General features: G+C 37.4%; 15 protein-coding genes. 3 read left to right on the forward strand and 12 right to left on the reverse strand.

The window, feature by feature from the left end; translation table 11 throughout:
* Nucleotides 1-25: 25 nt before the first annotated feature.
* The 10 genes from MKY51_RS09115 to MKY51_RS09160 form a co-directional block, all read right to left on the reverse strand.
* Nucleotides 26-760: a glucose 1-dehydrogenase gene (locus MKY51_RS09115; protein WP_339171169.1), complete on the reverse strand. Its 735-nt coding sequence runs from the start codon at nucleotides 758-760 to the stop codon at nucleotides 26-28.
* A 75-nt stretch (nucleotides 761-835) separates the two neighbouring features.
* Nucleotides 836-1,468, reverse strand: a complete 633-nt coding sequence (locus MKY51_RS09120; RefSeq protein WP_339171171.1) for a TetR/AcrR family transcriptional regulator — start codon at nucleotides 1,466-1,468, stop codon at nucleotides 836-838.
* Between the two features lie 123 nt (nucleotides 1,469-1,591).
* A complete protein-coding gene (locus MKY51_RS09125) occupies nucleotides 1,592-1,780 on the reverse strand; it encodes a hypothetical protein (RefSeq protein ID WP_008403793.1) in 189 nt (62 codons plus the stop codon).
* A gap of 15 nt (nucleotides 1,781-1,795) precedes the next feature.
* Nucleotides 1,796-2,992, reverse strand: a complete 1,197-nt coding sequence (locus MKY51_RS09130; protein WP_339171179.1) for a class I SAM-dependent rRNA methyltransferase — start codon at nucleotides 2,990-2,992, stop codon at nucleotides 1,796-1,798.
* A gap of 224 nt (nucleotides 2,993-3,216) precedes the next feature.
* Nucleotides 3,217-4,449 carry an ABC transporter permease gene (locus tag MKY51_RS09135; protein WP_339171181.1) on the reverse strand — a complete coding sequence of 411 codons (1,233 nt, stop codon included), beginning with the start codon at nucleotides 4,447-4,449 and terminating at the stop codon, nucleotides 3,217-3,219.
* Nucleotides 4,442-5,344, reverse strand: a complete 903-nt coding sequence (locus tag MKY51_RS09140) for an ABC transporter ATP-binding protein (RefSeq protein WP_339171183.1) — start codon at nucleotides 5,342-5,344, stop codon at nucleotides 4,442-4,444. Before MKY51_RS09140 ends, MKY51_RS09135 begins: the two co-directional genes overlap by 8 nt.
* Nucleotides 5,345-5,560: 216 nt before the next feature.
* Nucleotides 5,561-5,971, reverse strand: coding sequence for a VOC family protein (locus MKY51_RS09145; protein WP_339171185.1), 411 nt, complete (start codon nucleotides 5,969-5,971; stop codon nucleotides 5,561-5,563).
* Between the two features lie 19 nt (nucleotides 5,972-5,990).
* Complete coding sequence (locus tag MKY51_RS09150) at nucleotides 5,991-6,434, reverse strand: GyrI-like domain-containing protein (RefSeq protein ID WP_339171187.1); 444 nt, start codon at nucleotides 6,432-6,434, stop codon at nucleotides 5,991-5,993.
* Between the two features lie 195 nt (nucleotides 6,435-6,629).
* On the reverse strand, nucleotides 6,630-8,522 hold the full coding sequence (locus tag MKY51_RS09155) for an N-acetylmuramoyl-L-alanine amidase (protein WP_339171189.1): 1,893 nt from the start codon (nucleotides 8,520-8,522) through the stop codon (nucleotides 6,630-6,632).
* Between the two features lie 301 nt (nucleotides 8,523-8,823).
* The gene (locus tag MKY51_RS09160; protein WP_339171191.1) at nucleotides 8,824-9,060 is read right to left on the reverse strand and encodes a hypothetical protein; all 237 of its coding nucleotides are present in this window, start codon (nucleotides 9,058-9,060) and stop codon (nucleotides 8,824-8,826) included.
* A 231-nt stretch (nucleotides 9,061-9,291) separates the two neighbouring features.
* Between MKY51_RS09160 and MKY51_RS09165 the strand changes: the two genes are divergently transcribed.
* Both MKY51_RS09165 and MKY51_RS09170 read left to right on the forward strand, forming a co-directional pair.
* On the forward strand, nucleotides 9,292-9,918 hold the full coding sequence (locus MKY51_RS09165) for a LysE family transporter (protein WP_339171192.1): 627 nt from the start codon (nucleotides 9,292-9,294) through the stop codon (nucleotides 9,916-9,918).
* Nucleotides 9,919-10,009: 91 nt separating this feature from the next.
* Nucleotides 10,010-11,236, forward strand: a complete 1,227-nt coding sequence (locus tag MKY51_RS09170; protein ID WP_339171194.1) for an MFS transporter — start codon at nucleotides 10,010-10,012, stop codon at nucleotides 11,234-11,236.
* A gap of 48 nt (nucleotides 11,237-11,284) precedes the next feature.
* On the opposite strand, the gene MKY51_RS09175 is transcribed toward MKY51_RS09170, so the two are convergent.
* Complete coding sequence (locus tag MKY51_RS09175; RefSeq protein WP_339171197.1) at nucleotides 11,285-11,587, reverse strand: YqhV family protein; 303 nt, start codon at nucleotides 11,585-11,587, stop codon at nucleotides 11,285-11,287.
* Between the two features lie 146 nt (nucleotides 11,588-11,733).
* Here MKY51_RS09175 and MKY51_RS09180 point away from each other — a divergent pair, with 146 nt between their 5' ends.
* Complete coding sequence (locus MKY51_RS09180) at nucleotides 11,734-12,984, forward strand: MFS transporter (protein WP_339171199.1); 1,251 nt, start codon at nucleotides 11,734-11,736, stop codon at nucleotides 12,982-12,984.
* Between the two features lie 312 nt (nucleotides 12,985-13,296).
* On the opposite strand, the gene MKY51_RS09185 is transcribed toward MKY51_RS09180, so the two are convergent.
* Nucleotides 13,297-14,190: a stalk domain-containing protein gene (locus tag MKY51_RS09185; RefSeq protein WP_339171201.1), complete on the reverse strand. Its 894-nt coding sequence runs from the start codon at nucleotides 14,188-14,190 to the stop codon at nucleotides 13,297-13,299.
* Nucleotides 14,191-14,193: the final 3 nt, after the last annotated feature.

Below are 14,193 nucleotides of genomic sequence, written 5' to 3' on the forward strand. Positions count from 1 at the left end.
GCGGTTGGAGTGCTATTTTTAACTATTATTGTGCTGTAATTCCGCCATCAACGACAAACTCCGCACCTGTTGAGTAGCTAGACTCGTCCGATGCTAGGAAGACTACTAATTGAGATACTTCTTCCGGTTGTGATACTCGTTTAAGTGGGATATGCTTTGCAAATTCTTCGATTGCAGCTTTTGCATCTTCCTGCATAATCATTGGAGTTGCAATAACACCCGGGTGTACTGAGTTGACACGAATACCCATTGGCGCCAAGTTTAATGCCGCTGCTTTCGTCATACCTCGAACAGCAAATTTCGTATCTGTATATCCTACAGCACCACCAACTAGGCCATTGATGGAAGAAATGTTGACGATTGAACCGCCACCAGCTTTCATCATTGAAGCTGCTACTGCTTTCATACCTAAAAATACAGAAACTTGGTTAATATTGACGATTTTCATGTATTCATCTAAAGACATTTCCAGCATGTTTTTAGCCATTGAAATCCCAGCGTTGTTTACTAAAACGTTCACAGGACCAAATGCTTCTTCAGCTTTTGTGATAACAGTTGTCCAATCTTCCTCTGAAGTAACGTTTTGTTTTATGAAGATCGCATTCTCCCCTAACTCTGCAGCAAATGCTTTCCCTTTTTCTTCATTTAAATCTGTTAAAACTACTTTTGCACCTTGTTCTACAAATGCTTTTGCATGGGCAGCACCCATACCTTGAGCAGCACCAGTAATAATGGCCACTTTACCTGTTAATCGAGACATCAGAATCATCCTCCTAAAATATGATAGTCAACTATCACTATCTTAATTTAACAATAGCAGTGTTTAATCGGTCCGTCAATTTTTAGTAGCTATGAATTGTAAAAACATTTCCCGAATTAGCTTTAACTGTTTTTTAGGATCTAATTTTACAGGTAGATCGGGGTCATGCTCGGTCAAATAGGATTCTACCGAAAAATAACTTATATTTTGTACAACTGTAAATACATACTCCGGAATATCAATACCTGCTCGTATTGATTTGTCTTCCATTCCTTTTACCGCAATAGAATACAAGGCATTGGCCATTTCCCTTCTAATATCTAGAAATTCCTTGTATTCGTACGTCTCTTCTGATATCGGTTTATATGCTTCGAACGCTTTAAAAAACTTCACAAATTGATGCTCCGGATCATCGATTAACTCAATATAGTAAGTTAATATCCGTTCAATTTGCTCATAAGCGGTAATTGGTTCATTTGCTATGTGCTTGATTGTTTTTGTCATATCTCTCGTTATTTCATTATTGATGGCTAAAACGAGCAATTCTTTATTCGCAAAATAACGATAAAATGTCGCAATACCAATCCCTACTTCATTGGCAACATCCTGCAGCTGAACTTGCTGAATTCCGCTGTCCAACATCAAAGACTTTGCTGCCTGTATAATTTGTTCCCTACGCTGTTGTTTTCTTTGTTCTCGAATACTCAATTTTTTTCCCCTCAATTTTACATATTATAGCTGTATTGTATCATGCTTATGTACTAATAATTTAATGGTTATCCTCAAAAAAATACACCGCAACAATTGGGTTCAATCGTTGCGGTGTCAGTATTAGCGTAAACGCTCCAAGTCCTGATAATCTTTCATATATGGACCATCTTCAGCTACAGCTGAATGATACAGCGCTTTAACGGCGAAGTTTTTTTCCAGTCCCATTTCCGATTTCAGTTTCTTTAATTCATCATGCAGTTCGCGATGTTCGTTGATTAATTTCAGCATCGTTGTTTTATTGTATTTCATATCATATCACTCCGATTAGTTCATCACTTGAATGATGACTACTTTTAAATAATTGAATTCCGGGAAGTTATGCGGCACCGTGAAATCTTCCGGTAGCTGGTGCTCTTCCAAAATTTTATAGCGTGCACCATAATCTTTAAACGCTTTGTCGATGAATGTTTTGAACTTTTTCATATTAAAGCTTGCATTGTTTGTCGATGCAATAATCACGCCACCATTGTTAGTGATCGTTAACGCATCTTTAAGCAATTTCGGATAATCTTTAGACGTACTGAATGTCATTTTTTTCGTACGGGCAAAACTTGGCGGATCCAGTACAACGACATCAAATTTCAGACCTTTTCTTGCTGCATAGCTGAAATAGTCAAATACGTTCATCACTTTAATATCTTGTGATTCATAGTCAATTCCATTCACACTGAATTGCTCGATTGTTTTAGGCAAGCTGCGTTTTGCCAAATCGACACTAGTTGTTCCCGATGCTCCGCCTAATGCAGCAGCAACAGAAAACGCCCCAGTGTATGAGAATGTATTCAGTACAGTCTTATCTGTTGAATAACGGTCACGTAATGCTTTACGTACATTCCGTTGATCCAGGAAAATTCCTGTCATTGCCCCATCATTCAAATCAACCGCAAAATTCATGCCGTTTTCCTGTACAATCAATGGAAATTCGCCTTTTTCACCTGAAACATAATCATCCTGATCAATATATTGACCATTTGTATTAAAGCGCAGTTTTTCATAAATCCCGCGTGTATTCACCGCCGCGTTCAATGCTTCATAAATATCATTACGGAATGAATAAATCCCTTCACTGTACCAGCTCACCATGTAAAAGCCGTTAAAGAAATCAATTGTCAAACCACCAATGCCGTCACCTTCGCCATTAAATACACGGAAAGCACTCGTATCATCCGAAGCAAAAAAGTCTGCGCGTTTTTCAGCAGCTTCACGGATTTTTTTCGTAAAGAACTTCACATCAATCAGCTCTTTTTCTTTACGAGTCAGCACCCAGCCGATTCCTTTGTTTTGAATACCGTAATAGCCAGTTGCAATATAGCCCCCGCTTTTATCAACTAAGTGAAGAAGAGTACCTTCTTCAATCGATACTTCCGGCATAATAACTGTATCTTTTAGAATTAATGGATTGCCGTTCGTCAAATCCTTAATCGCTTTACTATCTACTTGTAGTTCTGTTTTTTTTCTCATGCTTTCATCCTTACTACTGTTTTTCGTTCATAAAAAAGAGAGACTTGTTTTAGATACAAATCTCTCCGTACACTATTAGTTTACTACGAATGCCACCGAATAGCTACTCGCAGGTTAAGTTGATGCTTACGCGTATTACTTTTTAAAGTTGGTTGAACATAAAAAAACTCCCCATTAGGATGAACAGATTTTCTGTCCACATAAGGGGGAGCATGATTTAAAACTTACGTTGTTACTTTAAATACCGTTTTCATTTTTTCAATAATACCGCCTGATGAATATGTCAGTACACTTCGTTTGTAGAATGACAGACTCATGAAGTATAGCGTTAACACCGTTGAAATCAATAGAACAAAGCTAATGATTGGTTCAATGGCACTCATATCCGTTGCACCTAAACGCATCGGCATCACCATACCTGATGTAAACGGAATATACGAGAACACTTTAATCAGCATTGTATCCGGGTTACCCATACCTGTCAGCATTACGTAGAATCCAACGAGTGTCAGCATCATTGCCGGCATCATTACTTGCCCTGCCTCTTCAACTTTAGATACAAGCGAACCGAATAATGCGCCGATAATTAAATACATGAAAATTGTTAAGAATAAGAAACCGACGATATACAAGAAGTAGCTAATCGATAGTGAATTAAGCAGATCCGTTACAACTGACCATTTGTTTCCACCATCCGTGAAGCGAAGCAATAATAAAAGAACTCCGAATAGAATAACGAATTGTGTAAGTGCGACTAAAAATACACCGACTATTTTTGAACGGAAATGCACTTCAGGTTTCACGCTGACTAACAGCATTTCCAGAGCACGAGACCCTTTTTCTGAAGCAACATCAGTTGTAATCATCGATAAATACGATGCCACAAAAATATAGATGATAATTCCAATCGCATATGAAACCCAGACACCCGCCATTTTTTCTTCAGCAGATTTACCGTCATCCGCAGCTTCATTCAATGAATTTAACGTAATGACCGGTTCTGACGATAATAGTAGCTGTTGCTGCTCTGGTGATAATTCCATTTGGCTCATCGCATACAGCTGACCTGCTTGACTTAGCGCACTTTGGAAATCTTGCTGGTCATTTAGCGGAAGAGGATCATAGGATTCGATTTTCGCCGCTAATTTGCCATCTGCGTCTGATAAGGTAAAGGCCGCATAATAGTCTCCGTCCTTCAATTTATCCGCGATATCCCCCGATTCAACATATACATATTCCACATCATCTGTATTCTGCAGCACTTGCGCGATATCAAAATCAGTTTCATTTACAACAGCAATCGTATCGGCATCCCCCGAGAAAATAAGGTCTTTGATTTCAGACCAGAACATAAAACCGCTTAGCACTACTAAGTAAAGCAATGTTGTTAAAATAAAGGATTTCGATGTGATTTTCTGTTTATATAATTTTTTAATGAGCACTTTAAATTTAGACAAGGCCGGCACCTACTTTCTCTTTGAAAATTTCATGCAGCGATAAATAATCTAAGCTGAATTTTTCGATGTAATTGCCGTTTGACAGCAAGTCGAAAATTTCCGGTGCATACTTTTCATCCTCAAGTGTCAGTACCGCCTGGGAATCGCGTTCCATTTTGACATGATTCACACCTGGGTATCTACTTAATTCTTCGAAAGATTTATCAGTCCGTACTGTCAGTTTCGTTTTCCCGTACTGTTTTTTCAAGTCAAGCAGCGAGCCTGAAAACAGGGATTCACCACGTTTTAATAAGCATAGGTGATCACAAAGCTCTTCAACATTATCCATTTGGTGACTCGAGAATAAAATCGTCATTCCTTGGTCGCGCAAATAGAGGATTGCATTTTTCAGCAGCTCCATATTCACCGGGTCCAGTCCACTAAACGGTTCATCAAGAATTAAAAATGCCGGTTTGTGAATAAAGCTGGCGATCAATTGAACCTTTTGCTTATTCCCTTTTGATAAAGTTTCTGCTTTCACATGTCGTTTTTCTTCCAGGTCAAAGCGTTCAATCCAAAAATCGATATCTTTTTTCAATTCGTTTTTATCCATTCCATGCAGCTCGCCGAAAAAGTAGAGCTGCTCTTCCACTTTCATTTGCGGAAAAATACCGCGCTCTTCAGGTAAATAACCTAAAAAATCACGGCTTACCGATTTAATCGGCTGGCCATCCCATGTAATGGTACCTTCTGTTGTATCCTGTAAATCCAGAATCATTCGGAATGTGGTCGTTTTACCTGCACCATTTTGCCCGATCAAACCGAAAATCTCACCTTTTTCAATTGTAAAGTTCAATCGGTTTACTGCAACGAAATCACGGTAGCGTTTCGTCACATCTTTCAGTTGTAACACCATGAGCGTACCTCCTGTTTGTAAGAACTAGCAAATTCCATTATATAGCAATTATTCCAATTATAAAATAAGTAAAAAAATATGTAATAAGTAATGTTTATAAAAGTACTAAACAATTTCATTCGCCACTATGTTTATGTACGGAACAGAACAAGAAAAGATTCACTATTACATAAAAAACTTAGTAAGGAATTCACCCATACTAAGTCCGTAAAGAAGTTATTTAAATTTTTCTTTAAAAGCAGGGCTCAGTTCGCTCCACACATCGAATTTATTTTTATCTAAATCATAAAAAACAAAATTCCTTCCGACATGCCCGCGATCTTCAATCTCATCAACTTCTACACCGCTTTGCTGAAATTCTTTATGCAATTGTGCTAAAGCGTGTAATCCATCCACTTCAAATGTTAATGAAAAACGTTCGTTTCCATGCTTATCTTTAAAATTGGCACTTTCATTTTCATTCGATTTCACTAGAAAGAAACTTTGATTTGCAAAGTTCAATATAGCTTTATCCGTGTCTTTGTAACTTAAAGCCGCTTCCAAGTTTTTCACATACCATTCAGCAGATTGATCTACATCTGTTACCGGAATGTAAGATGTTCCGACCCTCACTAATTTTCCGCTCATTTTCTTCTCCCTTTAAGTTCTACGAAATAATTGGTAAATAGATTTCTACTTCTTCCCCTTCGCTGACAGGGTGATAAGTTTCGATAATATAAGAATCAAGATCTCTTTTATAACCTTGCGCTGTTCCCCAATTAAGCAAATCTCCATGAAGTTTATCCAGTTCCATTATGTTGCCTCTAGTCGTAATATAATGATTATTTATCTCTAAATAATCCATTCCTGTTGGGATTTTGTTCAATTTCTCGTTAACGATAAGTCCTACATAGAAATTCCCCTTCATATGATCGGCACTTTTTTTAGGCTCATACAATGCAATTTCACTTCCTGATGGGAAATCGAAGTCACTCGAACGACTTAATAACTGTTTTGCAAGCAATGGTACTTCACTTCCAAAGTTTTCATACTCTCCACTGCCCTTTAAGCAAACCAACTTGAATTCCTTTTTTATCATTTTAAAAGTCAATTAAATCACCTCACTATTTACTATTTTTATTCACTATTTCAGCATTTTTCGGTTAAACTTGATTGCTTCAATTCAACCCCAAATGCAAAAGTTAAATCCCCATAAATTTTACCATATTTTTCTATTAATACTAAATAAAAATGGCTTAGTCCTTTTACAAGAACTAAGCCATTGAACAGCATATTTTATTATATTTTATTTTCTGTAGTAATCCACAATCCCGTTATAAATAGATTGTGCATAGATTTCTACATACTTATCATCGATTAATTTATTACGGTCTTCTGCATTTGAGATGAACCCAAGTTCTACTAAGACAGAAGGAATGATCATATTGCGTGTCACATAATACTGAGCTTCTTTAACACCACGGTTTTTCATTTTCGCGTTGTTAACAATTTCAGTATTGATGTATGTTGCCAGCTTTTTATCCTCTTCATACTGATCACCCGTTGTAATGCTGTAGTACGTTTCAGTACCTTGTGCACTTGATGATGTCGCAGCATTTACGTGGATACTAACAAAGATTTCACCAAATTTGCTATTTGTGAAGTTCACACGCTCTTGTAATGTCGGGAATGTATCCCCTGTACGCGTTGAGTAAACTTTTGCGCCATTTGCTTCAAGTTTTTGTTTGACAAGATTGCCAACTTTTAAAACAATCGCTTTTTCCGTATGGCTAGCATTTACAGCACCTGGATCTTTACCACCGTGCCCAGGGTCTAAAATAATAATGCGGTCTTTAATAGGACTGCCCTTTTCGTTCACTAGTTTAATGTACGATTTGTGCACGTAGCCTGTATCTTTGCCCGCAGTTACTTTTGCCCAATAGCCATCAATGGAATGTACCGCAACAACAGTTCCTTTAGATAACTGTTTAATAGTGGCTGATGATCCTGAAGCTTGTTTGCGCATATTTAAACTCGCAACCGTTACTTTACCCGTTGTGCCGGATGTAACGACAGGATCATTATTGTCGGAACCTGTTTCTGATGGTGGCGGATTCACATTGGAACCCCCTACATCCGTCGTGCTATTTTTTACAATATAGCCAGGAACTCCCCCTGCTGTTGTTAAATAATAGCCGTCAATTTCTTTATAGACTGACAATGTTGAACCGGCAGAAATTTGTTTAATTTTTTTAGATGACGATGTCGGTTTGTAATACAGATTTATAATTGTATTTGTTTTGACAGCTTTAATTGATGGTCCAATGGCATTGCCGTCTGGTGCAAGGAACTTGGCATAAGATTTACTGATATAGCCGTAGTAGCCTTGATAAGAAACCTTCAACCAATTACCTTCCACAGCATACACCGATAACTTACCGCCCGTATTTACTCGGCCAATCACTGAACTTGATGTATTCGGCTCTGTACGAACATTTAAGCCATCTGTTGTTACTGATACAAGACCAATTACTTGTGTCGTATCAACTGAATCAAGGTGTTCGGGTAAGGCTAGTCGGAATTTATCGCTTTTTGCTCTTGCGATAAATGACGCAAACTGTGCTCGTGTAACCGAGCTTTTTGGCATGTATTTGCCGTCACTACCTTTTGTAATCCCATTATAGTAGATTGCTTTAATATACGGAGCATATGTATTCGAATTCGATACATCTGGGAAGTACACCGGCAAATCCTTATAGTCACTTGCATTTAAATTAAATGCAACCGATAATACGTGACTCATTTCTTCACGAGACAAAGTGGCATTAGGAGAAAAATTCCCTGATGTTTTAGTAAATAATCCGAGTTGACGTGCACGTTCGATGTATGTCGATTGTTCTGTCCCGACTTTAACATCTGTGTACGAGGATTTACTTACTTTTAGTGGACTTTTACCTGCAGCAATGACTGCCATTTTCGCAGCTTGTGCACGTGTCACACTCATGTTGGGTTTGTAGTACGTTTTGCCATTTTCTTGATATCCTTTAATTGCTCCAAGGCTAATTAAATACTGGATCTCGTCGTAAGTGGCATCGGTTGTCGCAACATCTGCAAATACTACCTTAGCTGATGTCGGTGTAACAGCTAGTGTACAAACGAGGAAGATTGCAACAACCAATGTAATCAGTTTTTGATTCATTGTTCCCTATCCTTTCATAAGCTGTCCACCTCATTGTATAGTACAAAACCGGAAAAAAATAGAGGTAAATCCATATTTAATGTCAAAATCTTGTTACAGTCTAATTACAAAAAGATTACATTGTATAATAATTTTGGTTTAGCTCGCTGAAGTAAGGGGTAAATGTTCTGTTTAACATTGTTGACATAGAGGGAATTGTCGGGGTTCTTTAAAGGACAAAAAAAGAGAATCCTGTTCGTAATATTTCGAACAAACGGATTCCTTTTAAATTTATAAAAATTTTGTGAACTAATAGGATTTACTAGAAATTGATTGAGAAATTTTTAGCGATTGTTCGAATTTCTTCAATTTTTTCCGGTTTTAAATATTCCAGCATTTTTGGAACAAACTGTTCAACGTCCTCTTTTGTAAATGTACCTTCATCCTGCTTTTTAAAATTCTCAGCTAGTAAAGCTTTTGCTTCCTCCATCTTATCCTCTTTTACTCGTTGTAAAATGAAGTTCGAAAACATTTCCTGCATATTTTTATCTATTTGCATAATAACTGCCTCCCTTTAACTATAATTTTTGATAATGATCATTACGTTAAAATTATAACAATAAATCCAAAAAATAATCTATGTATTGATTATAAAAACTGGGTATTCCCCACCTTTAACCGAAGTGGATAGTATTCTTCAAAATAAATAATCTCCTTAGCCTATTACTAGTCCTAAAAAACCTTACCGTCGAATAAAATGCACAAATATCTAATTAATGGAGGACAGTTTATGAATTCGATCTTTACCTATATTTTTTTAGGCATAACGATGGCTGCTACATTCGGTCCTGTTAAGAACGTTTTAATAAATACTGGATTGAAAAACGGATTTTTTCATGCATGGTTTTTTAGTCTGGGTGCCTTGGCTACTGACATTGCTTATATGCTTGTCGTGTATTTTGGCGTCGGAAAATTTATCGATTCAATCATATTGCAAACCTTCTTATGGTCTTTTGGCTGTTTCGTCCTTTTGTATACTGGGATTGAAAGTTTACTGACATTACATAAAATAGAAATGAACTCTAAAACCGGTAGAATCGTACGATTAAGACATTCGTTATTAGCTGGGTTGTTAATGTCTTTGCTGAATCCCATTACAATCCTTTTCTGGCTAGGAATCTATGGCTCGATCCTTGCGAAAACAGCAGGAATCGCTACAGGATTTGACATTATACTAATTAGTGGTGCCATACTACTTGGCATAATATTTGTGGATTTTCTTTATGCTTCCTTATCGAGTGTCGCACGCAAATTATTATCCATTAGACTCTTGAAAACTGTAACCGTTTTTTCGTCCATTTTTATGATTGGTTTTGGACTTTATTTTGGAAAGCATGCTTTTGAATTATTATTTTAAATAAAAAATTTATACAACCAAACCTTGCGTATAAAATGTTCGTGAAAGGAAACCATACCTAAACAAAAGCAAAATTCATCGAGGTGTGGTAATGGATAAAAATAAGGGTGTAAGTATATGGTGCATTGTAAGTCTTACTTCTATTCCGCTCATTATGACTTTAGGAAATTCAATGCTTATTCCAGTACTTCCAATACTAGAAGACAAGGTCGGAATCACCTCTTTCCAGTCTAGCATGATCATTACAAGCTATTCAGTGGCAGCTATTTTTCTTATTCCGGTAGCTGGCTATTTATCTGATCGCTTTGGCAGGAAAGTCGTCATATTACCGAGTCTGATTTTAGCTTTAATCGGCGGTTTAATCGCTGGGTTCGCTTCATGGAAAATAGATGACCCGTTCACAATGATTATTATCGGCAGGATTATCCAAGGTATAGGTGCCGCAGGAGCGATGCCCATCGTTTTACCGCTTGTAGGTGACCTGTATCAAGATGATGATGAAAAAATCAGCTCGACTTTAGGGATTATCGAAACTTCCAATACATTCGGTAAAGTATTGAGTCCGATTTTAGGCTCGATATTTGCTGCAATACTATGGTTCCTTCCCTTCTTTTCTATTTCTGCACTCAGTTTAATTTCGATTGTACTTATTTTTTTCTTTGTTAAAGTGCCTAAAGAAAAGGATGAACCGTTAAAATTTAAGGGGTTTTTACACAATACGAAAGAAGTTTTTAAAGACGAAGGAAGATGGCTGTATACGGTATTTCTTAATGGCGCCCTTGTTATGCTCATATTATTCAGCATGTTATTTTTCTTATCTGAAAATTTGGAAAAAGTTCATGACATTAAAGGGATCAAGAAAGGTTTTGTGCTGGCCATCCCACTTTTACTTCTCTGTATTTCTTCTTATATTTCTGGCCGGAAAATTAAAGGAGATTTGAAACGAATCAAGAAAATTATCGTTATTTCTTTAATTGCAATGTCCGCCAGCATTATTTTTGTCGGTTATACAAGTAAAAAGCTATTTCTACTGCTGATCGTTACAAGCATCGTCGGAATTGCAATTGGTGCATTATTACCGGCTCTTGATACTATCATTACTGATAATATTAGAAAAGAATTGCGCGGTACTGTCTCTTCATTCTACAGTTCAGCCAGATTTATCGGCGTTGCTGCAGGCCCGCCTATCATGTCGCTTGTCATGAAAGACCACCTCAATATTAGTTATATTACTGCTGGTATATTAGGAATAATTCTTTTATTCCTGGTGTGGAAATTCATCAAAATCGAGGATATTGAACCAAAAGAAATATCATAGAAAAAAGGACCCGACAGCAATAGCTGAAAGGTCCTTTTTACATTGTCTTTAACTGGCTTTCAAACTGAAAAGAATCAATGAAATCCCGCAGAAAAGACATATGATTCGAGCAAGCGAGATTTTTTCCGCCAGGCCGAGCAATGCTAGTCCCGTTGTAACGATTAAAATGACCGGACCGACTAGTGCAAGTAATGTATTAATATAAAAGGCCTTTTCTAAATCATTGAATTTAAACATTAATGCAGCAGCCGTTAACTCAATACTTCCCGAAATAATTCTTAAAGCAATAATCATAATGAGTGCTTTATCAATAATTGGAACCACTTCCTTGCTAGTGTTGTTACCTAACATATGCTATCGTTCCTGGAATTATATTAAATAAATTTGAGAATAGATTTTTACATAAAAATAAATTTCTAAATAATCCGAAAATACTGTTTTACATATAATCTGTTTGTCTTTAAAATTACAATATAGTATAAAAAGGCGGTGTTCAGTTGAAAAAAATTCACTATAGCTGGATTATTCTTGCTATATCATTCTGCTCCATTATTGCCGCCGGGATTGCAATGGCATCTTCCGGGGTTTTTTTAACTCCTTTTGAAAAAGCGTTTGGCTGGAATCGCCAAGTGATTTCTTTGGCTTTTGGAATCAGCTTGTTTATTTACGGATTTGCTGGACCTTTCATGGCCGCATTACTCCAAAAATTCGGATTAAAGAAAATGATGCTTGCTTCAATGGGAACACTCCTGATCGGTCTTTTATTAATTTTCCTGATGAATCAATCATGGCAACTGATCATTATTTGGGGTGTTATTATCGGACTTGGTTCCAGTCTGTTTTTAACGGTACTTAGTCCATATGTAGCGAATCACTGGTTTAAAGAAAAAAGAGGTCTGGCAACAGGGATTCTGACAGCGAGTACCGCAATGGGTCAGTTGATTCTCCTCCCCTTGCTAGCGACAATTATTGAAAATTACTCGTGGCGTTGGGCAGTTGGTTTCATTATAACGATCAGCGCAGTCATGTTTTTCATCATTTTTTTATTTATGAAAAACACACCAAAGGAAATCGGCATCCTTCCGTATGGTCAGACAGAGGATATCGACGTTGCGGATGGTCAATCAAATGGTAATCCTATTGTTGTGGCATTTAAAGGGTTGGCGGAAGCTGTACGTTCTAAAGAATTCTGGTTACTAGCCGGAAGTTTCTTTTTTTGCGGTTTTTCAACGAACGGGCTCGTCGGGACTCATTTTATTTCCTACTGTATCAGCTTCGGCATCCCTATCGTCACCGCAGCTTCCTTGCTGTCGTTTATGGGCGTTTTCAATATGGTAGGGACTATGCTTTCGGGCTGGCTGTCCGATCGTATTGATAATCGCTGGCTTTTGTTCTGGTATTATTTATTTAGAGGCGTATCACTAGTTTTGCTGCCTTTTGCGTTAATGGAAGGCAATCTAACTTGGATCCTTGTTTTCACTGTATTTTACGGATTGGATTGGGTGGCAACTGTACCCCCTACGATCAATCTTTCAAGACAAATATTCGGAGTACATAAAAGTGCCATTATTTACGGCTGGATTTTCGCTTCCCACCAAGTAGGTGCTGCAACGGCGGCTTATGGTGGGGGTATGTTATATTCTTATTTCAATACGTATACTTGGGCATTTTTCATGGCCGGTGTCTGCTGTGTCATGGCAAGCTTATTTGTAATTTTAATAAAAAAACAGCCTCGTTCTATTCATTAAAAGATGAAACTGGGACATAAGTAGAATAACCGATAAATAACAGGAAATCTTTTATTAAGAAACGGATATTTTGCAAAATTGATTGGAATGGAGGGCGACTCCTGCGGGAATAGCGTGACGCCTGAGACTACAGGCTCAGGCCACGCCCGCGGAAAGCGTCCCGGAATGGAAATCAATTTTAACGCTCAGCAAAAAAATGATATTTTTCTCTCAGGGAAAAATAGCTTTTTTGGGTTATGTTCCGGCCTCTTTTGTATGAAAAAAGCTAAAATTCATGGAGTATATGAATTTTAGCCTGGTAAGCTATTTAATTTAGTTCAGCAACTGTTCAATAAATTCATACTCTACATATGTTTTGTTTTCTTCCAGTAATGCTGGTGCAACGTCAAAATGTTTAAGTGCCCGATTATGGCCATATGTTTTTTCGCCACGTGTAATTGTGTAGGACAGTGCATTTTTTGAAATAACCGCACCGTTTCCTGTCGAAGTGACTTTAAAGCCAAGTTCTTCTGCGACAATACGTAACGGCACCATGATTTTGCCATCGACTTCTTTGTAATCCTCACCAATTATTTCCTGAATCTCTGATGCCATTTCAGGGTTTTCTACTGCTTCATCAAGTTTTGGGAACACGACAATTTTTTCCGGTGCTGTCTGTGCTGGAATACTTTTCGTTGTTGGTCCGTAAAATACAATCGCACTATAGTTTTTTAATTCTTTTGCGGACACTTTTTCACCCTTTGTATTGACGATGACCGATTCTTCATTTAAATTCAGCTTTAAATTTCCATCATCACTTAAGAAGTTCTCATCGAATTGTGCCACTTTTACAGAGTTGGCCGTATCATCTTTTTCCACAATCACTACAGGTGGTGCATATTGCGGCGGATAAATTAAGATCATCGGCTGATCCGCATAAATGGAAAGTGAAATCGTATCACCCATTTTCAGTTCAACTTCATTGCCATGTTCATCAAAAACGAGTGTTTTATTATCTACATAGAAATTGAACAGATTGCCATCTTGTTCTGCCGTAAATAATTTGGCATTTTCCCTCTCTTCGACTGCAGTGATATTCCCTCTGTGCTGGACAAATGTTCCTGCTTTTTCCACTTCCTCAATCCCTTCAGTTGTTGGCTGATCAGCATAAGCAGTAGCAGTTCCAAGTAACAGTACAGATAATGCTAAAGGTGCAATTTTTTTCATATA

This window comes from Solibacillus sp. FSL R5-0691, assembly GCF_037974225.1.
In the GTDB taxonomy this organism is placed as follows: Bacteria; Bacillota; Bacilli; order Bacillales_A; family Planococcaceae; genus Solibacillus.